Annotated in this window: 16 protein-coding genes and 2 pseudogenes; 10 read left to right on the forward strand and 8 right to left on the reverse strand. The window is 66.4% G+C overall.

The window, feature by feature from the left end; genetic code table 11:
• The first annotated feature begins 4 nt into the window (after window positions 1-4).
• From ACIRP7_RS28240 to ACIRP7_RS28250, 3 genes are all read left to right on the forward strand, one after another.
• On the forward strand, window positions 5-1,282 hold the full coding sequence (locus ACIRP7_RS28240; RefSeq protein WP_403664990.1) for a DNA cytosine methyltransferase: 1,278 nt from the start codon (window positions 5-7) through the stop codon (window positions 1,280-1,282).
• Between the two features lie 101 nt (window positions 1,283-1,383).
• A complete protein-coding gene (locus ACIRP7_RS28245) occupies window positions 1,384-1,746 on the forward strand; it encodes a PadR family transcriptional regulator (protein ID WP_403664894.1) in 363 nt (120 codons plus the stop codon).
• A gap of 47 nt (window positions 1,747-1,793) precedes the next feature.
• Window positions 1,794-2,414, forward strand: a complete 621-nt coding sequence (locus ACIRP7_RS28250; RefSeq protein WP_403664895.1) for a hypothetical protein — start codon at window positions 1,794-1,796, stop codon at window positions 2,412-2,414.
• 285 nt (window positions 2,415-2,699) lie between these two features.
• On the opposite strand, the gene ACIRP7_RS28255 is transcribed toward ACIRP7_RS28250, so the two are convergent.
• From ACIRP7_RS28255 to ACIRP7_RS28265, 3 genes are all read right to left on the reverse strand, one after another.
• A complete protein-coding gene (locus tag ACIRP7_RS28255; RefSeq protein WP_403664896.1) occupies window positions 2,700-3,179 on the reverse strand; it encodes a hypothetical protein in 480 nt (159 codons plus the stop codon).
• A 125-nt stretch (window positions 3,180-3,304) separates the two neighbouring features.
• Window positions 3,305-5,791: a tyrosine-type recombinase/integrase gene (locus tag ACIRP7_RS28260; RefSeq protein ID WP_403664898.1), complete on the reverse strand. Its 2,487-nt coding sequence runs from the start codon at window positions 5,789-5,791 to the stop codon at window positions 3,305-3,307.
• Window positions 5,788-6,879: a tyrosine-type recombinase/integrase gene (locus ACIRP7_RS28265; protein WP_403664900.1), complete on the reverse strand. Its 1,092-nt coding sequence runs from the start codon at window positions 6,877-6,879 to the stop codon at window positions 5,788-5,790. The genes ACIRP7_RS28260 and ACIRP7_RS28265 overlap by 4 nt, the downstream gene beginning before the upstream one ends.
• 155 nt (window positions 6,880-7,034) lie before the next feature.
• On the opposite strand from ACIRP7_RS28265, the pseudogene ACIRP7_RS28270 reads away from it, so the two are divergent.
• The 3 genes and pseudogenes from ACIRP7_RS28270 to ACIRP7_RS28280 form a co-directional block, all read left to right on the forward strand.
• A pseudogene (locus tag ACIRP7_RS28270) lies at window positions 7,035-7,166 on the forward strand (DNA cytosine methyltransferase); the annotation flags it as partial.
• Window positions 7,166-8,293, forward strand: a complete 1,128-nt coding sequence (locus ACIRP7_RS28275) for a DnaB-like helicase N-terminal domain-containing protein (RefSeq protein WP_403664902.1) — start codon at window positions 7,166-7,168, stop codon at window positions 8,291-8,293. The pseudogene ACIRP7_RS28270 and the gene ACIRP7_RS28275, both read left to right, overlap by 1 nt.
• Before the next feature lie 247 nt (window positions 8,294-8,540).
• Complete coding sequence (locus ACIRP7_RS28280) at window positions 8,541-10,445, forward strand: hypothetical protein (RefSeq protein WP_403664904.1); 1,905 nt, start codon at window positions 8,541-8,543, stop codon at window positions 10,443-10,445.
• A gap of 376 nt (window positions 10,446-10,821) precedes the next feature.
• Here the strand turns inward: ACIRP7_RS28280 and ACIRP7_RS28285 are convergent, their stop codons facing one another.
• From ACIRP7_RS28285 to ACIRP7_RS28305, 5 genes are all read right to left on the reverse strand, one after another.
• Window positions 10,822-12,819: a DNA sulfur modification protein DndB gene (locus tag ACIRP7_RS28285; protein ID WP_403664906.1), complete on the reverse strand. Its 1,998-nt coding sequence runs from the start codon at window positions 12,817-12,819 to the stop codon at window positions 10,822-10,824.
• A 3-nt stretch (window positions 12,820-12,822) separates the two neighbouring features.
• A complete protein-coding gene (locus ACIRP7_RS28290; RefSeq protein ID WP_162948093.1) occupies window positions 12,823-13,626 on the reverse strand; it encodes a GIY-YIG nuclease family protein in 804 nt (267 codons plus the stop codon).
• A gap of 264 nt (window positions 13,627-13,890) precedes the next feature.
• The gene (locus ACIRP7_RS28295) at window positions 13,891-14,487 is read right to left on the reverse strand and encodes an alpha/beta hydrolase (protein WP_403664909.1); all 597 of its coding nucleotides are present in this window, start codon (window positions 14,485-14,487) and stop codon (window positions 13,891-13,893) included.
• 276 nt (window positions 14,488-14,763) lie between these two features.
• Window positions 14,764-15,858, reverse strand: a complete 1,095-nt coding sequence (locus ACIRP7_RS28300) for an IS110 family transposase (RefSeq protein WP_403664911.1) — start codon at window positions 15,856-15,858, stop codon at window positions 14,764-14,766.
• Between the two features lie 165 nt (window positions 15,859-16,023).
• Window positions 16,024-16,913 (reverse strand): IS5 family transposase gene (locus ACIRP7_RS28305; RefSeq protein ID WP_403664913.1). Its coding sequence is split into 2 segments (ribosomal slippage): window positions 16,024-16,523 and window positions 16,523-16,913, totalling 891 coding nucleotides; the frame shifts between segments, so codons are not numbered across the junction.
• 166 nt (window positions 16,914-17,079) lie between these two features.
• Between ACIRP7_RS28305 and ACIRP7_RS28310 the strand changes: the two are divergent.
• The 4 genes and pseudogenes from ACIRP7_RS28310 to ACIRP7_RS28325 all read left to right on the forward strand — a co-directional run.
• Window positions 17,080-17,841, forward strand: a pseudogene (locus tag ACIRP7_RS28310) (IS481 family transposase); the annotation flags it as partial.
• Window positions 17,842-18,178: 337 nt separating this feature from the next.
• Window positions 18,179-19,111: a class I SAM-dependent methyltransferase gene (locus ACIRP7_RS28315; protein ID WP_403664915.1), complete on the forward strand. Its 933-nt coding sequence runs from the start codon at window positions 18,179-18,181 to the stop codon at window positions 19,109-19,111.
• Window positions 19,108-19,650 carry a hypothetical protein gene (locus ACIRP7_RS28320; protein WP_403664917.1) on the forward strand — a complete coding sequence of 181 codons (543 nt, stop codon included), beginning with the start codon at window positions 19,108-19,110 and terminating at the stop codon, window positions 19,648-19,650. Before ACIRP7_RS28315 ends, ACIRP7_RS28320 begins: the two co-directional genes overlap by 4 nt.
• Window positions 19,651-19,872: 222 nt before the next feature.
• Window positions 19,873-20,952: an IS110 family transposase gene (locus ACIRP7_RS28325; RefSeq protein WP_403664919.1), complete on the forward strand. Its 1,080-nt coding sequence runs from the start codon at window positions 19,873-19,875 to the stop codon at window positions 20,950-20,952.
• The last annotated feature ends 216 nt before the right edge of the window (window positions 20,953-21,168 follow it).

Here is a 21,168-nt window from a genome sequence, read left to right on the forward strand (position 1 = left end):
GCGGATCATCCTCGACCTGTTCGCCGGCCCCGGCGGCTGGAGCCACGCGCTCACCGTCCTCGGCGCGCGGGACATCGGCCTTGAGTGGGACGAGTGGGCCTGCAAAACCCGTGCTCGGGCCGGGCAGTTGACGATCCGGACCGATGTCGCCCGCTATCCGGCGTGGATCTTCTCCGGCCGGATCCTCGGGCTGATCGCCTCCCCTCCCTGTCAGGCATGGAGCATGGCGGGCAAGCGCCTTGGTCTGGTCGACCAGCCGCTCGTCCACCAGGCCGTCGCCGACCTCGCCGCCGGACGCGACACCCGCGAGGAGCTCCTCGGCTCGTGTGCGGACGGAAGATCTCTCCTCGCGGCCGAACCCATGCGCTATCTGCACGCCCTGAACCTGGTGGGCGAGCCCGAGTGGGTGGTCATGGAGGAAGTCCCCGACGTCCTGCCGCTGTGGCGGCAGTACGCGGCCATCCTGCGGACCTGGGGATTCTCCGTCTGGACTGGCATCCTCAATGCCGCCGACTACGGCGTCCCGCAGACCCGGAAGCGAGCGATCTTGCTCGCCTCCCGCGTACGCACCGCCCAGCCCCCGCCGCCCACTCACGCGACGGCCGCCGAGCCGGAGTCGCTGTTCGGACCCGGCCGTGACCGGTGGGTGTCCATGGCCGAGGCCCTGGGCTGGGGCGCCACTGACCGGCCCGTGCCCACCGTGTGCGCCGGCGGCGGACCTGGAGGCGGCCCCGAACCCTTCCCCTCCGGCTCGCGTAAGACCCTAACCGACGCCCGCGCCCGCGGCGCCTGGACACCGCATCCCGACTCCGAGATCGTCCTGGCCTCCCGCCGGGAGGGCTCCGGCTGGGCTGCCCGGCACGGTGCCCGCGAGAACCGCCCCGCAGATGCTCCGGCCCCCACGTTCACCGCCGAGGCGCACCGCTGGTCATGGTCACTGCGCAGCAACAACCAGTCCAACGCGACCGTGCGCCGTGCCGACGAGCCCGCGGGCACGCTGTTCTTCGGCCACCGGGCCAACGAGTGCACCTGGGTCGCCGACACCGCCTCCGGCGTGCCGGACGGCGAGCACCGACCGGCGCCAGCCCCGATCAAGATCACTGCTCGGGAAGCGGGCGTGCTGCAGAGCTTCCCCGCCGACTATCCCTGGTTATCTAGGGGTGGGCGAGTAGACCTCCTGATAGATCGCCATGTACTGCGTCTGTCACGTTGGGCACTTTTGTTCAGCGCCCGGGTCTCGACGACCGCCGGTCTCGACGGGTGTGCTGCAGGCGCTGGGTGAGATGGTGCGCCAACTGCGCGAGCTCGGCCCACACAATCCGATTAGCTTGTACTGCATACGGGCATCTTGAAAGCATGCAACCGTTCAACAGGTGGACGAGAGTGGCGATCGACGTCACCCGCTATGTGTGCGAGCAGCACCTCGCAGACCAGAAATTTGAGTTTTACGGTCTCCAGGCTGCTGAAGCGCTCAACTACGGGCCCGGCAGCATCTACCCCATCCTGCGCCGACTCGTAACCGCTAAATGGCTACTGGTTCGTGAGGAGGGAGCCGACGAGGTGCGTACCAAGGGCAGGCCGCAGCGGACCTACTACCGAATCAACCCGGACCAACTCGGCGCAGTCCGCCAGCGCGTCGCCGAGCTTGACGCCCGGGAACGCTCATCGCGGCGGTCCTCACGCCCCGCGTCTCATCCGATGCCCGCGCCCAACTCCGGGCCCGAATTCGGGAGGGTGGAAGGGTGAGTTGGATCTCGAGCGTGGTGCGGTTTACGCGCGACTCTGAGACCAGGATGGTGCGCCTCGCGCTCGCGGGCACCGTAGCGTGCGGGCCGGTCTCGTCCATCTGGGGATCACCTCAATCCCCGGTGGCCAATTCCAGCATCGGTGTGAAGTGGACATGGACCCTTGGAATGGGTCTCGGTCCGCTGCTGTTACTGCTGCTCGGCGACATGGTTGCGCTGATTTCTTGGGCGACACGAGATCTCAGGGGGTGGGCTGCGCCCTTACTGCCGCTGGTGGGAACAGTGGTGCTGGCAGTTCCGGCGGCCGCCTTCCCGGCGCATGCTCGTCGTCAGTGGCTCTCTGGAGCACTGGAGGCATTCTGGCTGCGCCGCGAGCACGGATTCACCTGGATGGCGGTGCTTTTCAGCTTCGTGCGTACCTGGCCATCGGACCTATTTTACGAGTGGAAGGACTACCTCACCAGCCGACCCAACGACTTGGACCTGGCGTCCAACAGCGAGACCGCCGGGCCCCAACCGCCTGAGAGCTACTGGAAGCGGCATCGTGCGGAGATTTTCTGGGCGGCCATCTTCGCGGTTCTTGCGGCCGTGTGCTATGAGGCGCTCACCGAACTCACGCACTACAACGGCTACTCCTGGCCATGGGAGATCGCTGGCTCGGCGGACTGAGAGAGTTCCCTGAGGCCAGTGGAGAACAGCCGCCCCAGGTCTGAATGGAGACGGGCCTACGACGCCTCGTTCACCGACGGGATAACTGCAGGGCCCTGAGTGCACGATCTTGGGAGCACATTCGTCCAACACAGGACGCAGGCTCGGACGTAGAAACGCGGGGAGAGCTCTAGTCCGGGGATGAAGGACGCCATGTCGGGGACGATTCATGATCGGTGCGTGGGCAGGTCACCCGTTTTCACATGGCAAAGGTGATCATGTCAGGGCAGGTGCCGATCTGGGTAGTCACGTGGGCGGCGTAGCTCCTGTGCTCTGGTTTTTGATCATTCGGCGGAGGCTAGTTCGGGCGGCAGCGAGGTCGTTCTCCAACTCGGTGACACGGCGTTCCAGGCCGGACTTCTCTGTGGTCGTCTCGTGCAGGCGCGTTTCCAGGTGCACGTTGGCCTGGGTGAGCTCTTGGACGCGGGTGGCGAGGTCTCGGGTGCCGAGTTGGTCGAGTTGCTGGCCGAGGTTCTGGCGGACGGTGTGCTGCAGTTGGTCGCGCTCACTGCGGAGCCTGCAAATCTCCTCCCGGGCGAGCGCAAGATCCGTGCGAAGACCGGCTGGGCTGGGCTGAGCGGTCTTGGTGGGTTGCGGCCGCGCGGTCTGCTGACGGATGGCTGACTCGATGTGCTCGCGTACTCCGTCGGAGTAGGTGAGCCAGGTCGACACGTTGGCGGTGCGGGCGACTGCGGCGAACGTGACGCAGTCGCCGTTGCGCGTCATGTCCTGGACGGCCTGCAGTACGCGGGCTCGCTTCGTGCGGCTGTCTCGACGGCGGGCGTCGCGCAGGACTTGGGCCGGCGTTCGGCTGGCAGAGCTGTCGGCAGCGGGTGAGGAATGTTGTTGGATCATGAGGTGCTCCGGGAGATAACGGTCAGCGGCAGCGTCGTGCGGCCGTGGGTAGCGCGGGCTTTCCGCAGGATCGCGCTGGCTTCCTCGATCTCGGACCGTTCGTCGTCGGGCAGGCTGGCCAGCTCGTTCTGCATTGTGGCGATTACCTGCTGGAACGCAGCGATCTGCTCGGTGAGGTTGCGGATGACGAAGCTGTCGACATCCATCGCCTGTGCGGTCTCGCAGTCGGCACGAAGGGAGTTGATGTGCTCCTCGATCGCGGGGAGGTAGGACGGATCCGGGCGATAGAAGCCGCAGCCGGAACACTGGAAGCGAATCGGGCAGGCGTTTCCGCCGGCCTTGACGTTCGACGGCTCGATGCAGTTGCCGAACGGGACGGCGACGGAGCGGGCCTCGTATCCCGTGTTGGAGCTCATCGGGGCGGGGACACCTGCGCGGTCGATGACGTGGAGGCGCATCGTGGAGACCGCGGCGCGTTTCCGCTTCAACGAGACCTTGTAGTAGCCCATGGTCGTGCCGATTTGCCGGTGGTCCATGAGCTCTCTGAGCACATCGATCGGGACGCCGGCGTCGGCATGACGTTGGGCGTAGGAGTGCCGGAACGCGTAGGGGTAGATGAGCGTCCGGTCGAAAGGCAGCGGACTGCCGTCCGGGCCGGTGGTGTTGGAGTCGAGCTTCGGGATGGCGTCCACCCAGCGCCGCAGATACCTCGACAGGTAACTGGGGTTGAGGTAGGGATCGATGTGATCCCCGGTGATCGTCGGGAAGAGATGGCCCTCGCTGACCGACGGCGTCCGCAGCCGGCTGCGGACCGGCAGCCAGTCATGGACGGCTTGGGCGGTTTCCCTGGTGATCGGCAGGCGGCGCCGGTGACGCTTGCTCTTGTAGTTGTCCCAGATCAGCTCGTAGTCGTCGCCGGAGTGATCCAGGCAGTTGGAACGCAGGCTGCAGATCTCGCGCGGGCGGCGGCCGGTGTCGCGAAGCAGCACATAGACGGTGCGGAGCATGTGCCGGACTTCGTCGTCGGTGAGGTACCCATAGGGAGTGCCCGCGCCGAAAGTCTCCAGGTGAACGTCGAGCTGGGCAATGACCCACTCCGGGATGGCCTTGCCGTTCTCGTCCTCATCGTCGTGGCCGACGCTGTGCCGCCGGTGGTGGCGAGCGAAGGCGGTGGGGACATCGGCCATCAAACCCGTCCGGCGGCCGAAGTCGAGCAGGGCGAACAACTTGTGCGCCATGCTGCGGGCACTATTGCGCGTGAAGAGTCCGCCGTCCTTGCGGCGGGCACTGCGGATGGCATCCACCGCGGCGTCCATGTCGGCGGCGGTGAGCCGAGCCGGATCCATTGCACCCCCAGGCCGCTGGTTCAAGGCGCCGGAGACGAGCACGGCGACCCTGAAGGTGTCACGCAGGACCTCCAGCGAGGGGTCGATGTGGCGGGCCCACTCCAGCGTGAGATCCCGCAGCCATCGCTGGGTGATGGCGGTGAAGTCCAGCTCGCCGTGCGTGGACCGGGCCCGTCCGGTCTTGGACTTCCGGGACGGCGCCTTGATGGAAGGCAGGTGCCAGACGAGCTTGTCGGTGGGCTTAATTCCGCGCATCTCCTCGTGGCCGACGTGGACCGCTCGTTCGATCTCGTTGATGTGCGCCGAAGCGCCGGTGCAGGTCTTCGTGTGCGCGAGCGCCATGAGCTCGCTGCGATCAGCGCCCAGCAGATACGGTCGGTCGCCCAGCAGGCCGGCGAGCATCCTGACCAGGGTCGGGTCGATCTTTCCGCCGCGGGCATCGCGCTGCTGGAGGGCGTAGAGCATCTCCCAGCGCATCACCGGCTGGAAGGGGATCAGCGAGAACTGGTGGCCGCGCAGGAACGGTGTCTGCCGCGGAGCCCACTCCTCGACGGGCTCGTCCGGTGAGTCTCGCCGGTGCTTGGCGAGGTGATACGAACACAGCGTCTTCAGTCCCGACCGCTCTTGCTCGCAGCGGGCGATCGCGCAGGCCGGCAGGGTGTCGGTGAGCGGCAGTGGCCCGGTGCGGGCCCAGACCTCGACGTCCGGGCCGCCGCTGGTGCACCAGGCGCGGTAGTGGGTGAGGCAAAGCCGCCGACAGTACTTGCCGTGCGTGCAGCGTCGGCCGTCGCGCTCGACCAGGCAGCGTGCCTGGGGGCGCCCCGGTGCGTACTTCCGCTCCTCGGGGACGTGGGTGTCCAGGAACGTCTCGCGGTCCAGGCCGCTGGCGCGATGTTCGCGGATGCAGGACTTGCACATCCCTCGGCTGTTGCTGATCGAGGGACAGGCCCGGGTCGGGCACCTCCAGCCGACCGTGCGTTCGTTGTCTGGATCGCCGTTGAAGAACCAGTTCGCCGCTTCCCACTCACCTGGTCGCCAGACAGGGTCGATCTCGCCCTTCAGCCACTCGACCCAGCTGTTCAGGTCGGGCGGCGGCAGGCTGGGCGCCAGCGGTGCAAGTGCTGTTGACGTCGTCATCGTCGTGCCTCCCTGGTTCGCCGGGCGGTGGATTCCACGGCCTCGCGCATATCGCCTTCAGTGGGGTGCAGGTAGGGCTGCATCGAGGAGCGGGAGACGTGGCCCATAAGGTGCTGGGCCACGTCCTCGGGCACCCCGGAGCGGATCCAGCTCGTGGCGGCCGAGTGCCGCAGCATGTGCGGGCGTGCGGCGAACCCGGCCCGGCGGGCGAGCCGGTCGAACAGATCCTTGGCGTTGTGGTAGGTCATCGGCCGGCCCAGCGGCGCCCGGAACAGGTTCACGAACACCATGTCGCTCACCTCGGCCGCCGCGACCTGGTCGCGTTCGTACTGGTAGTCCGCGTAGAGGCCGACCACCTGCTCAGTGACCGGGATCCATCGGGAGTACGCAGACTTCGCCAAGGCCCCGTTGGGGTTCAGCCGCCTCCTCACATGCACGTGCGGGCCGGTGATCTGGCAGCCGAAGATCTCCGACCGGGTCAGGAAGTGCATGTCCTCCCGGCGCAGCCCCAGGCCCTCACCGATGCGGATTCCCGTGCACCGCAGCAGGGCCATCAGGAAACGGTCACGGGCCCGCGGCGTGAGCTCCAGCAACCGCTCGATCTGAGCGTCGGCCAGCCACTCGATGCCGTCGTCAGCCACCAGGAACTTGATCGTCCGGCCGTTGACCGTGCGGTACTGGGCGTCCTCACCCACGTCGTAGCCCGGGGGCAGGAAGGAAAGGTACTTCTGATCAGAGAGTCGATCGACCACGTCGGCCGGCACCCAGCCATGCGCGGTGCCGAACCGCAGGAACTCGAACACCGTGGTCAGCACGGCGTTAGCGGACTTCTTGGTCCGGAACCTCACGGCGGTGGACCGTGGCCCGCGCGGCGGCAGCGGTTCGGTGATCAGCCACTGGGCGAAGCGCCCTAGCTCCAAGAACGTCGGGCGGCACCAGTCGATGCCGACCGTCATGCAGTACGTCAGATACAGCGCAACACGACTGGCGTAGACGCGCTCGGTGTTCGGCGACCGGTCCGCCGCTCGCAGCCCAGCAAGGTAGGCCGAGCCCTCGGTGTGGATGGTGTACGTCTCGTCAACGATCACCCGCTGGACGCTGCCGCCCGCAGGAGAGATCGCCCTCTCCGCTCTGTAAATCACATGCAACCAACGCAGCAAGGAGCTAGTGGATACCAACGAGGCACACCAGAGGGCTACGGCCCAAACCCACGTACCAGCCCCCGACTTCGACCTAGAGATAACCGTGGCAGGGCAACAAAGGCCAGATGTTCTCGCAGATCGGCAACGCTGTCCCCCCGCGCTTGGCAGCGCACCTGCTCGCCCCGAACCTCAACAAGCCCTTCAACCCCGACGACTTCACTCTCGCCGCCTGATGACCCACGCCCCCGAACCCGACGAGGACAACGACCTCGACCTCGCGCCGGCGCCGAGGCCGGTCCACTATGCCGAGCAGGCCCTGCTCGGCGCCCTTCTCCTCGAACCTGCACGTCTGGCCGACACCGAGCCTCTGATCGCCCACCACTTCGACAGCCACACCCATGCGGCGCTATTCACCGCGATCCGCACGCTGCCGCCGCCCGACCCCGCCGACCACGCAAAGGACACTGCCTGGCTCAACGCCGTGCTGGAGCACACGCGTCCGCACGCTCCCGGCCTGAGCGCCTCCTACATTCACAGCCTGATCCAGTTCTGCCCGCAGCCGAAGCACGCTGCGGCGTACGCCAGGATGATCCGCGCCGACAACGCCCGCCGGGTCCTGCGCGGGCACGCCGAGCGCCTCGCGTCCACCGCTACCGACCCGGGCCTGCCCAACCCGGCCGCCTCGACGCTCGGCCTGGCTGATGACATCGGCCACGTCCTGGACGCCTTTGCCGAACAGTTCGCCCCGCACCCCGGCTCCTTCCCCCGCACGGCACTCCCCGCGGATGTCCCGCGGCAGGTCGGCGAGGAGGACCTCGACGAAGAGCGTCTCCTGTTGGCGACGGCCACCGCCTATCCGGCGGCGGTCCAGCAGATGCGGTGGCTGACCGAGGCGGACTTCCTGCTGCCGCTACACGCCGCGCTCTGGCAGTCCATCACGGCGCTGGTCCACCGCGGTGACATGGTCGACCCGGTCACCGTCCTCGGCGAGGCCCAGCACCGCGGTCTTCTCACCGGCTCCCTCGCCCCCAAGGACGTGATGGCGCTGGTCTCCACGCCCGCCGGCTCCCCCGAGTACTGGGGCGAGAAGATCGTCAAACGCGCCCTCCTCGCCCGCGCCCAGACAGTCGCCGCACGGATCACCGCCTACACCGACGACCCCGCCAATACCCCCCATCAGCTCATCACCGGCAGCCGTCGCGCCCTCGCCGACCTCAACGCCCTGGGCACCCGCTGGAACCGTGCCACCACACCGGCACCCGCACCTGTAGGCAGGCCGTCGGCACGCGCCGGGCCACCGCCCCGGGCGACCAGTCCGCCGCTCCAGCCTGCACTGCCTGCCTCACGGGCCCACCGATGACCCCGCGCTCGGGCCCGGTTCCCCCGATGGAGTGACGACGCTCCGGCTGCGCTCGCGGTGTTTGACACCGAGGCCCCACATGAGCTGGGGTGGGACCACCTGGCCCCTGGAAGCGGCCAGCTCCGAGTGCCGTTGAACCGACCCTGGCACTGCCGGACAACCCTCTCCGACGATCTAAAGATCAACCACTTCGTCGAACGCTTTCATGAGCCTTCTGTGCCAGGTCGGGGCACGTACCAGAAGGAGCATGATGTTGATCGAGGAGCAAGTCGCCGCCGCCAGGCAGCAGCTGACGGGTGAATCACTGCGTGCCGTACGGCTGCGCGTCAAGGAAATGCCGAGCTGGAGGACGCTCGTTCCGAGCGGCACGGACACCCAACTGCTCCTGGAATCGGTCCTGTTGCAGCATATCGGCCACCCGCAGCGCTCCAGCCGCTTCCCACTCGGGATCGCCGAAGTCGTTCCAACATCGAGCCGCCTGGACATCCGCTTCGAGCACTCCGACTTGGTGCGTCCCGCCCTGGAGATGCTCCCCTACCGTGAACGGGGCCAGCGGACGATTCACGGCACTCCCGGGCTGTGGGCGCGTACGGTCGGCAGCAGCATCGAGATCGCGTTCGCACGTCACCCTGCCGCAGGCGTCATCGCTCTCACCACACTGGACCGGTCCGACCATGTCGAAGGACTCCTCTCCACGTACGAAGCTTCCCTTTCTGCGCAGCGGCATGTACCCCTGTGGACCGCTGCCCCCGGCGCGCTTCCGCCCGAAAAACTCCGCACTGGGGGTCGGCGCCGCAAGCCCCAGCCCCGGACGATCATCGACGACCACCGCCCAGCGGTCGCGCTGCCCAGCGCCGTGCTACGCCGGATCCGGCTATGGGACCGGCTGTCCGGCCACGCAGGTCTGAAGGTGTCGGCCACATCCGCGGACCATGGCCTGGACTGGCACATCGTGCGCGAGGTCCACCAGGGCGTCTCCCTCCATGACGACCGGCTCGCCGCGATTCTCAGCGACCCCGTGGCCGGGCCAGGTCTGGTCACCGATGGGGAAGGCCACCACTGTGATGGCGACGCCTGTGTCATGGAGTTCACCGCGCCAGCCGACCGCACGAGCGGCTGGCGCGGCCTCCTGCGGGTGGAAACCGTTGCAGCGAGCACCCCGGTACCGCCAGTGCCGCAGCGGCCACGCCATTTCACCGCACTCGACGAGACCGCCTTCCCCAGCCACGGCGGCCTTCCTCACACCTCACCCGCCGAGCGCCACTGTTCTCAACGCACCCGGGGCTCCGACGACAACAAGCCGACGGAAGGCCGCTCCACCCAGCTGCTAGCTCCTCGACTCAGCAGAAGCCAGTGGGAACTGACGGGTATGGCCATGAAAATCGGCGCGGCGTGGGCCTTGGACGGCTGCACGGTCCTCGTCGTGACCCACTCATTCGACGCCGACCGTGAGGTGCGCCGCCTGTACGAGCATGACGTGTTCGGATGGTCCATCCCGGACCGCCCGACCTTTGTTCCGTCCTTGCCCTGGCGCAGAGGCAGGTTGGTTCCCGGCGGCGGCGCGCTCTTCACCCACACGGTGTGCGGTTCCCGTACGGACGTGGGCGCCCTGCTCCAGCAGGCACGCGTGCATTTTGACTGGACCATCTTTGTGGACTGCAACGACAACCTCGGTATGGGCCCCTACATCGAACGATCAGTGGACTGCCACTTCGTCGTGGTCGATTCCTCCGGATACCCCGAGAGCTTCGTGACCGCGCAGGCACGCAACGGCGTCGCCGAGCACCATGAAGTGGCTGTCACCCCGGCCGCATCGGCCATGGCCTGGCGCCAGCAATACCTCACAGGGATTCCTCTGGACCGTGTCCCCATTTCCGGCCTCGTCCTGCGACAGTCCTCCCCCCGCGCCGACAGCACCCCGTCACCGGACTTCACCAAACAAGTGGATGCCGAACTCGCACGGTTCGGCATCCCGGTTCTATCCCGCCTGCCCGAAGATCCCGCCGTTGCCCTAGGAGGTCCCTCCCTCACCGTGCTGGACGCCGCGGACGACGACGCCCGGGCGGCGTACGTGACAGCGTGCACCCCTATTCGCCGCGCCCTGCGGGAAGCTGAACGGTGCCTGATCCCGCCAGCGGACCCCTGGACCTAGAGGCCATCCATCCCAAGCTGTCGCGCAGGCGCTGGGCGAGTTGCCTGCACGTGCCTGCGCGCCCGACTCCTTGCACAGAGCAGCCAGAGGCCCGACCGATGAGCGCAGATCGGCCGCCTTCGCGTACTGGCTCATCAAAGATGGCAGATGGAGCAGCCACCCTGGTCATCGTCGGATTCGAGTGCGTCGGAGAGGGCTTCCAGCTACACCCAAGCGACTTACGGACCCACACCCGGGACACCCGCGTGCGGCACAAACCGATGCACGCGGGTAATCAGGAACTGCCCACTGGCGTGCTCACGATGGGGGACTGGGGCGTGCGGGACGCCCCAGAGCGATGCCGTGCGCAGCCACTCACGGGTCGACTGAAGAGGGTTCACACAGATGCCTGCGCGATCTGGGCCAGGCGGCGGGCGCCGAGGACAAGAACCCCTTGCAGTACGACCTCTTCGTCTGCTGGCACGCCCGATGCACGGAGTTCGCTCTGGACATACGCTTTCGCCGCATTTCGATATTCGATGCATGCCTGTCGGGTCACGCCAGCCACAACGCCCCGCGCCCGTCCGCGACCGATTGTTTCGAATTGCCGCGCAAGCCAGCGATATGCCGCAAACTGAAGACTGGGTTCTGCGGCGTCCGCCATCACTCGATCGTCTCGCAAGTAAGGGCTGTCAGGATCTGAGATCATCTTCCAGGCCAGCTGTTCAGAGCCTGTCAGGACCTCTGAAGAGATGCCCCGTTCGGCGAGCGCCGCCGCATCCCCTCTCAGCTCAGCAATCGGGCACATGGTCGCAAGGGACACCAATCCCTTGACGCCGTTGGCACCCACCTTAGTGTAGTTGACATTGCGGTCACCCTTAATTCCGGCCCCTAGCCAGAAATCAGGGTTGGCGAGATGGGGAACAATACGTGCGTTCATTCGTTCGATCCAGCGGTCAAGGACAGCGAATCGATCCGATGAACATTCCCACTCGCCAGCAAAGTCAGACCGGGCGATATCAAACCTGACCACCGAAAGGAGGATGCCGCGCTGAAAGATCACAGCAAATGCGTTATCGCCAGATTTCACATTCTCGGCGATACTACGGGCGAGGTCACTCGGATCATTCCCCGTGCGGGTCTGAAATGCCTGCTTTCCGTACTTATCGAAACCAAGCCATAGCTCCAGGGGGCCGCCAATCAGCCCTGCCGCCTGATAGCCCTCCCTCAGCTGTTTGTAGGGCTCCAGCTGCAGGAGGGGGCGCACGATCGCCTGCCCAACGCCGTTCGCGAAGGCATCCGCAACTGCAGAGACTTCCTCAGCAGAAAATATGAAAGGCAATGCGTCGTCTTCGTACTTACTCACTCTATTACGCAGGGCGAGCTCCGACCAGCGCGAATCATCTGTAGGGCCGATGAGCGCACTCACCTTGGTGATATATTCGCGCAGCCCCTCATAGTCCGACTCGTCGCAACGATTCGGGTAGATCTGTCGGATGGTTTCATGCAATCCGAGGACACTCGTAAGATGAAGACCCCGATCGAATTTTGCCTGATCCGAGTGCCAATCGACGAGCGCCAGCGGGATTCGATCAATCGAATCTTGGCCATTGCGACCGTCTCCGACTTCCGACGTCAAGAGACGGCGCATACTCACGGACACGATGTCCTGATCGTCGAGCAGATACGTGCGCGTCTTTGAGACCGCCACGGCATGCTTGTTCAGGGCGACAAAAATGCTCCTGCAGGCATGAAGTAGCCTATCCTGATCTCGAGCAGGAACGAATCCGGCTCTCTCGTCAAGAACCAAGAGAAGTACAGGAATCTTCGTGGTATCCGGCTTGAGCAGATTGGTCTGCGGTGAGTCTAGGATCCTTTTCAGGGCCAGGAAGCGGTGTTGGCCATCGAGAATCACGGCACGTGCACGCTTAGTGCTCCACCGAATAAACCCGATATCCGTTCCGGGCAAGTTGTCGATTTGAACGGGGCCGATCGACGTACGCTTAAGGTCGCCATCCGGGATTTCGGCCGGGGCGGCTGAGTCTTCAATGTAACTTTCAGCGACCGTGTCAGCCTTGTCGGGATCGACTGGTAGAAGAACAACGGTGAAGGCATTGAAAAACTTGAGTGAGCCGGGTTGCCTCAAGTAAGTAGCGATCGGGCCGGCGGCACGGTCCTCGTCAACCGTTCGCTGAAATAGTTCCTCCAGGTTCACGGGCTCGTCGTCACTAAATGCTAGCTCCCGAGCCAGGCGCAGGTACTGGTCTGCTTCCCTGATGGTCATCGAGATGGAGAAGTAGGGGACCTTCTCATCACCGATGGCATATTCGCCCCGGACGTAGGAGTATTGGTCGGTATAGGCTGGGCGACGACGGCTCAGTGACGAAAGGCTCATGGGTTAGTCCATCTTCATATTCAGCAAAGGGTGGGCGGCGCGAATGGTCAGCGACTCAGCAAAACGCACGAGCTGATCAACTTGTCTCAACTCGGGGGCTGCCGCGGCGTCAAGTTCGGAGTCCGAGAAGAGAGCGTCATCGTCTTCGGCGTCCAAATCGTTACCCCCGTCATCGTCCTCGTCTGCGCCGTCATCCTCTCCTGCGCTGAGGATATTTCTTGCGGTTGGTTCGGCCGCGCCGGCCGCCCGCAAGGCACGAGCACGTTCTTCTTCAGCTGCCACAAGCTCCGCGATATTGTCGGGTGATGCAACAGGTAGCATGAGTACCGCACAGTCGTTTACCGTCAGCCCCAGGCGTTCAAGCTCGCCACTGAGATGGGAGTCCGATTTCATGTGCGCCTTCAGGCGCGCCGACAAGTTGACGGCCTTACCTACGTACAGCGGCCTCTGAAACAGCGTGGCACACAGAAAAGCCCATTCAAGATGCAGGTTGCGAGCCTTTATCATCTCTTCTACTCGGACAGCTGAAGCACGCGTCAGCTCAGGCGGGACATCCTGAATCAGGACATTTCTATACCGCCCAACCATTCCAACTTCGAGCGGCTCACCACGGGGCGCACTGATTCTTGTCTGGACGACAGAAAATACGTCTTCCGGTTCCCGCTCGAGTGCTGTCTTTCCGATATCAGTGAAGTCAAGCGTCCAGATATAGATGCCAGGCACTCTTGGTATCAGCTCGGAACGTTCCCGTCCCATCGCCAAGTACTCGCGAACGTTCAGCACGCGCGTTTCAAACGCAGTGAACACCCATCCCCCCATGGTGCACGGACGCGCGGATCCGCTCGCTCTGCCGGAAGTCGAGCCCATACCCTAGCAGTGGGCCTCTTCAACCTGCGTGGGAACTTGCCGACTTGGCGGATGAGGGGCGGAAATGGGATGACACGCCAAAGACTCCATCCTAGACATCGGCTCCGGGATCCACATGGGCTGGCCATTGACGTTCGCCTCGCCCAGATCGGCGCTTCGGACCTGCCTCCCTACGGCCCGACTAGGGCGTGTATCGGAAGTGGATCAGGTCGTAGTGGCGAGTTCGACGAGGTGCCGGGCTGTGCTGGCAGGATCGATGATCTGGTGGAGGTGTGCGCCGGGCAGGTGTGCCACATGCCAACCGCGTTCGCGCGCCTCGGCGGCAAAGTCGTCATACGGAGGGCCGAACAGCAGGTAGGAGCAGGGATGGTCGTCCCAGCCGTCGGGGACCGGGATGTGCTGCTCGTAATAGGACAGCGGCAGAGTGGGCTGCTCCTCAACGACTGTCTGGCGCACCAGCGGATCGGAGAACATGGGTGCGACGTCTGCCTCGTCCCACCAGTCGGTCCAGCGCGGCAACCTGCCGTTCACCGCCATCGGGCGGAGGAACTCCAGCAACTCGGGTGTGGCGACGGGGGTCGGTCCGCTCCGGGCCGGCAGTGCGGCATCGACGAAGACCGAGCTGGTCACCGGATGGTCGAGGCTCGAGCGGATCGCCGGGAGAAATAAGCCTGCGTTGCTGTGTGCCACCAACGTGACGGGGCCTCCGGCAGGGACCTGCCGGAGGTCGTCGCGGACGGCGTTGACGATGCGGGGCCAGAAGGGTGGAGCACCGGCGCCTACGTTCAGCAGGGACGGCACCCGTACTTGGTATCCCGCCGCCGTCAGGTGTTCGGCCACAGGGTGCCAGGTTGAGGGGCCCACGGACGGACTGTGCACGAGAACGAAGATCGGCTGCATGTGACGATCCTGTCGCCCATGCCATCGGAGACGCGACTGTCTTGGCCGACAGCAGAACGCTTGGCTTCGAAGAAGCTCACGCGCCGCCACAACACGGCCGTTTACAACCATTCGTTGATGGCGGCGATGAGGACGGTGGCTTCGTAGCGGACGGCAAGCTTGATGCCCCTATGGATGTCAACCGGCGGGGACTGGTGCCGGGGCTTGCTTTCTGTATGTGAGCAGGGCTTGGTAGATCTCGCGGGCAACGTAGCGTTTGAGGCATCGGATGGCTTCGCGTCGTGTCTTGCCCTCGGTGACGCGTCGTTCCACGTAAGAACGGGTGCGGGTGTCCCAGCGCAGACGGGCGATGACGATGGTGTAAAGAGCTGAATTGGCCTGGCGGTCGCCGCCGCGGTTGAGTCGGCGGCGCTGGGTCTTTCCAGACGATGCTTCCACGGGGCTGACGCCGCAGAGGGCGGCAAAGGATGCCTCGCTGGCCAGGCGGTCGGGGTTGTCGCCCGCTGCAGTCAGCAAGGCCGCAGCCGTGTCCGGACCGACGCCGTAGAGATCCAGGAGCTGGGGTGCGCAGGCATTGATCGCTGTGCTGATCCGGGCCGTGAGGTCGTTGATCTCCTCGGTGAGATGCAGGATCCGCTTGGCCAGGAGCTGGAGCGTGTGGCGGGATGCCGCCTGCGGCCCCGTGCCGGGCGCGGGCCTCAGCTGCGAACACCGGCGGATGAGTTTGGGGTTGCTCAGCCCTGCCAGGGACTCACGCAAGGCTGGCTCTGCCGCCACGAGCACGGCCTTGAGCTGGTTGATGGCCATGGACCGGGACTTGACCGCGGAGGTCTTGGCCATCTTGAACAGCCGGATTGTCTCCACCGGTCCGTCTGTCGTCTTGGCGGTGGCTGTGGCCCGGCTGGAGAGAACCGCCCGGGCGGCGGCTGCCGCATCGATGGAGTCGGACTTGCCGTGTCGGCGTCGGGCGGCCTTGTCGGGTTGGTTGACCTCGATGACCGTGATGCCTTCGTGGTGCAGATAGCGGGTGAGGGCGGCTCCGTAGGAGCCGGTGCATTCCACCCCGGCCCGCTGTAACTGCCCGAAAGCACGTGCCCAGGAAAGGAGCTGGCGATAGCCCTCCCGGGTCGTGGGGAAGCTTCGCGTGTCCAGCAGGAGTCCGGTGCTGGTGATGACCGCAGCCACGTGGACATCTTTGTGCGTATCGACTCCGAGCAGGACCTGTTCGTGCTGATCAGTTGTGTCGTGACGTGGATGGCTCTGTTGAGTCATGCTGGGCATGGTCGCCTGTCTCCTGATCGCCTCGGGAAACGCTGGTGGCTGACGCGGAACGGTGTGGCGGTCAGGACTGTGACGGTGCCTGTCGCGAAGGCCCCTATCGGGACACGCCCACCGTTTCGGTGGCAGCATGTACCACCTCGGACGGCAGTCGGCAGATCAAACGCAAGGCACCAGGGCCAGTCGTATCGCGGGCCAGACCACCGCCCAAGGCGGCACCCCAACATCCTCACAGTCGTATCGCGTAGCCACCGCCCGGTGCCTCTTGAGACGGTTGATGCCGCACTCGACCGCGTGCCGAGCCCTGTAATCCTGCGGGTCGAACTTCGGCGGCCGACCGCCGCGCGAGCCGCGTTTCTTGCGGTTGCGGGCCTGGTCGGCCTTGTCCGGGATGGTGCAGCGGATCCCGCGTCGTCGCAGGTACGCGCGGTTCTTCCGGGAGGCGTACGCCTTGTCGGCGCGCACGCGATCGGGCCGGGTGCGCGGTCTGCCCGGCCCAAGACGCGGGACACGGACCTTGTTCAGGACGGGCTCGAACTGCGGGGAATCGCCCCGCTGCCCGGCCGTGATCACGATGGACATGGGCTTCTGGCCCTGTTCGACGGCCAGGTGCAACTTGGTGGTCAGGCCGCCGCGCGAGCGCCCGATCCCATGGTCGTCCGGCTCGACGGTGATGCCGCCAGGCGGCTCTTTCTGAAGGTCCCCCTTTTGCGGGCCCCGGCGGCGTGCTGGTGGGCCCGGCACACCGTGGAGTCGACGTTGATGTCCCAGGTGATCAGCTCTTGCGCGTCGGCCTGAGCCTGGAGCTCGGTGAAGATCCGATGCCAGGTGCCGTCCCGCTGCCAGCGGCGGAACAGGTCGTACGCCCGGCCCCACGGCCCGTACTCGGCGGGGAGGTCCCGCCACGGGATGCCAGTGCGGACCCGGAACCGTATGCCGTCAATCAGCTGCCGCCTGGCCCACATCGGCGGCCGTCCAGGCTTCTTGCTCTTCGGCAACAGCGGTTCCAGCACCGTCCATTGCGCGTCTGTCAGGTCTCCACGTGCCACGAGCCAAGATCATCGCACGTTCAAGATCCACTTTCGATACACGCCCTAGCTGTTCTGTCCACGGAGGTTGGTGACAGCGATCACTGGAGAGTGATCTTGAACGAGTGAGGGCCTTCCGGATTCGGTGTGGATTGCGACATCTACACGGAACGATCAGAAGGCCCTCATGCCCCACCGTAATGCACCCCTGACCGAGACCGGACGCCTGCGCCTGGCCCGCTGCGTCGTCGAGGACGGCTGGCCCCTGCGCCGGGCCGCCGAACGCTTCCAGGTCTCCCCGACCACAGCCCAGCGCTGGGCCGCTCGCTACCGCGCGTTCGGCGAGGCGGGCATGGCCGACCGTTCCTCCCGCCCGCACACCAGCCCGCGCCGCACCCCGACCCGCACCGAGCGCCGGATCATCAAGGTCCGCATCCTGCGCCGCTGGGGCCCGGCCCGCATCGCGCACCTGCTGCGCCTGGCGCCCTCCACCGTGCACCGCGTACTGACCCGATTCGGCCTGGCCCGCCTCGCGCATCTGGACCGGGCCACCGGCCGTGTCATACGCCGCTACGAACGCGACCGCCCCGGCGAACTGGTCCACGTCGACATCAAGAAACTCGGCAACATCCCCGACGGCGGCGGACACAAGGTCCTCGGCCGGGCCGCGGGCCGCAAGAACCGCTCGAACGCCGGCTACAGCTACCTGCACACCGCCGTCGACGACCACTCCCGCCTCGCCTACAGCGAGATCCACACGGACGAGAAGAAGGAGACCGCCACCGGCTTCTGGACCCGCGCCCACGCGTTCTTCACCACCTGCGGGATCACCGTCGAACGCGTCCTGACCGACAACGGCTCCTGCTACCGCTCACGCGACTGGCGAGACGCCCTGGCGGCGGCCGGGATCACCCACAAGCGAACCCGGCCCTACCGCCCCCAGACCAACTGCGAGGATCTGCAAGCGCTCATCCGGCCGGTCTGACCCACAGACCAACCGGCCGCTCGTGCCTTGTTGCCGATGCGTCGGCCGGCCGGGAGGGCGCATGCGGCTGCACCGGCGGACCGTCGGATGTGACCTGATAAGAGCCTGGCACCACGCCTCATCGCAGTTGTGTCCCCGGTTGTCGGCGTACTCCCGTATGTGCTCCACAAGGTACAGAGCTACGTGCACCGGTCTTGGTGGGCCCACGGAGGGCCCGGTACGAGGAAGCCGGTGTGCCCAAGCGCCACGGCTTGGTTCAGGCGAGGAGTGGGCCTTGAAGTGGCGTCGTAGAGTGCCGCGTGTGCCTCAGCTTGAGATCTCTGACCTGATCACCGCGGTGGACCCGGCCGACGGCCACCGGTTGCCGGTACGGCGCGCCAAGGTCGTCGAGCAGCTTCGCGCGAACGGCGACGGGCGGGCCGCGAGGATCGTGGCGGGGCTGCCCGCCGACCGGGACGGGGTCCTGGACGCGGGCGCCGTCGACCACCTGCTGATCAGCGTTCACACCGAGCTCCAGCGACTGAGCGAGGAGCTGCGCATCGGCGAACGCCTCGTTCACCTGCTCGACCCACTCTTCACCGCGATCCGGGCCACCGGCCAGCCTGGGCCGTACCGCCTGGTCGACATCGGCTGCGGGCTGGGCTACCTGGTCCGCTGGCTGGCGGCCACCAGCGCACTCCCCCCGGAGGTCGAGCTGGTCGGAGTCGACCTCGACGCCGCGCTGGTTGGCGAGGCAGACCACCTGACCCACGCCGAAGGACTCAACTGCCGCTTCGTCCACGGCAACGCCTTCACGCTGCCGGAGGCCGCCACCGTGTATGTCTCCACCGGCGTGCTGCACCACTTACCTGAGCCCGCGCTGACGGACTTCTTCCGGGCCCAAGGCGCCTCCCCCGCCCTGGCGTTCTGCCACTACGACATCGCCGCCACCGGCCTCGCCCCCATCGGCGCGTGGATGTTCCACCGGGCCCGGATGCGCCACCCACTGGGCCGACACGACGGCGTCGCCTCCGCCCGACGGGCCCACAGCGACGAAACCCTGCTGCGCGCCGCCGCAGCCTCGGGCATGCGCCCACTGCTCTACGAGCCCCGACGAGCCGCCAACCCCTTCTGCACTACCCTGCGTCCGGTCCTCGGCCTGCGACCGCAACTGGAGGCGCCCCTGCGCCAGGCCCTTGGCCGCGCCTCCCGCCGACTCCTCGGCCCCGAGCAGTTCGCGCAGGCCGCCCGATGACGCCCGCCCTGCCACTGGCCGTACTCGGCCTGGTCGACGCGGCATTCAGCGGTTTTCGTGCCTTCGCCGGCCGCGACGCGCGAATCCGCAAACGCCGCGCCAACACGCATGCCGCACTGCGCGGGCTGGCGGTCGGGGTCGTCCTACTACTCGTTCCCGCACTGGCTGCCGTTCTCCGCCTGCTCACCGCCGCTGACCCGGCCCGCGCCTACGCCACACTGGCCGCCGGCGGCCTCGGCTACCTGCTTCCGCTCGCCATCTACGCCGCCGCCGTCCTGCTCTCGCTCGCCGCCTACTTCCTCCTGCCGTTCCGTGCCAGCACCCTCGCCATGGTCATCGGACTCGGCCCGCTCACCCTCCTGCGCCCAGTGGCCATCGCCGCCGCCTGCCTCGCCGCATTCCTCAACGGCGGCGGCTGGACCTCCCTCACCGTCGGTGCGGCGGCGGGGGCAGCGATGCTGTCCGTCGAGCCAGTCGTCCACTGCCGCTGGTACCGCCAAGTCCACACCCAGCGCGAGCACGCCACTGCCAAGACCTGATGCCCCACCCCGATACCGCGAGGCGCCGATGAGACCACGCGCGGGCCGATGGACTCAATCCGGTAGCGGCCTTCAGAACCAGAGCATCGGGCCATAGGCCAGCCGCGCTCGGCATGGTGAGCGGCGCACATTCCCGAGTACCAAGCGGAGCATCTCCGTGTGTACGCCGACACCGGTGCTCCGTCGGTGCGGCTCCAGCCCCGCGGACCGCCAGGAGGACAGGTGCTCAACAGTTCCGGCACGAGCGTGACCCTCGGAGTCGACACCCACGCCGACGTCCATGTCGCTGTTGCTCTCGACCAGCTCGGGCGGCGGCTGGGCACGCTCGCTGTCCCCTCGACACCAGCTGGCTACGCATCCTTGGAAGCATGGGCCACCGGTCTCGGCACCGTCGAGCAGGTGGGCTTGGAAGGCACCGGCTGCTACGGCGCCGGCCTGTCCAGGTGGCTGCGGCAACACGGCCACCGTGTCGTCGAGGTCAACCGCCCCGACCGTCAGACACGCCGCCGTCGCGGCAAGTCCGATGTCGTCGATGCCGAAGCCGCCGCACGGGCAGTGCAGGCCGGGACCGCGACAGCGACCCCGAAGTCCGGTGACGGCGCTGTCGAGATGATCCGGGCCCTGCGGGTCGCCCGCAGTGCGATGAAGGCACGCACGCAAGCCGTCAACCAGCTCAAAGCCCTGATCGTCACCGCTCCTGACCTCCTTCGCGAACACATCCGCGGGCTGCACCGAATGGAACTGATCCGCACAGTCACACGGTGGCGCCCAGGGGCCGAACCAGACACTCTGACCACGGTCACCAAACTGGCCATGCAGTCCATCGCCCACCGCTACCTGCAGCTCGACGACGAGATATCAGAGCTGGACCGCCACCTGCAGCGGCTCGTCACCCGGGCGGCACCGGAACTCATGGCCGTCAAAGGACTCGGTGCCGAGACCGTCGCAGCTCTGCTCGTCGCTGCCGGCGACAACCCAGGACGCCTTCGCTCAGAGTCTGCCTTCGCCCACCTCTGCGGCGTCGCCCCGATTCCCGCGTCCTCCGGCAAGACCAGCCGCCACCGCCTCAACCGCGGCGGCGACCGTCAGGCCAACCACGCCCTCTACATGATCACCGTCAGCCGCATGGCCTGGGAGCCACGCACACGCGCCTACGTGGCCCGCAGAACAGCCGAAGGCAAGACGAAGACCGAGATCATTCGCTGCTTGAAACGACACATCGCCCGTGAGGTCTACGGCCTACTCGTCCCGCGCACCCAAGCACAGCCACCTGCCCGCGACGATCTGGCAACCGCAGCCTGACCTTCCTTGACAGCTATAGGAGTCGACCGTTCGCCTGCGGCGACGCCCCGCAGGCGTGAAAATCGGTACAGGGGCTGTCCGCCGACGCCGCTTGATGTTTGGGCTGTGAGCCCGCATAGGAGTCTGGTGAGGGAGCCGTCCGAGGGGGCCGCACACTGTCGCCTTGAGCACGCCGATCAGCTTCTCCGTTACCCCTTTGGCTTCCCGGGCAGCCCC

This window comes from Streptomyces sp. NPDC102270 (assembly GCF_044766405.1).
Classification (GTDB): domain Bacteria; phylum Actinomycetota; class Actinomycetes; order Streptomycetales; family Streptomycetaceae; genus Streptomyces.

Coding starts and splice junctions, on each gene's coding strand:
- ACIRP7_RS28250 (WP_403664895.1), top strand. CDS start 1,794: ATGGTGCGCCTCGCGCTCGCGGGCACCGTAGCGTGCGGGCCGGTCTCG.
- ACIRP7_RS28255 (WP_403664896.1), bottom strand. CDS start 3,179: ATGACGCGCAACGGCGACTGCGTCACGTTCGCCGCAGTCGCCCGCACC.
- ACIRP7_RS28260 (WP_403664898.1), bottom strand. CDS start 5,791: ATGACGACGTCAACAGCACTTGCACCGCTGGCGCCCAGCCTGCCGCCG.
- ACIRP7_RS28275 (WP_403664902.1), top strand. CDS start 7,166: ATGACCCACGCCCCCGAACCCGACGAGGACAACGACCTCGACCTCGCG.
- ACIRP7_RS28280 (WP_403664904.1), top strand. CDS start 8,541: ATGATGTTGATCGAGGAGCAAGTCGCCGCCGCCAGGCAGCAGCTGACG.
- ACIRP7_RS28285 (WP_403664906.1), bottom strand. CDS start 12,819: ATGAGCCTTTCGTCACTGAGCCGTCGTCGCCCAGCCTATACCGACCAA.
- ACIRP7_RS28300 (WP_403664911.1), bottom strand. CDS start 15,858: ATGACTCAACAGAGCCATCCACGTCACGACACAACTGATCAGCACGAA.
- ACIRP7_RS28320 (WP_403664917.1), top strand. CDS start 19,108: ATGACGCCCGCCCTGCCACTGGCCGTACTCGGCCTGGTCGACGCGGCA.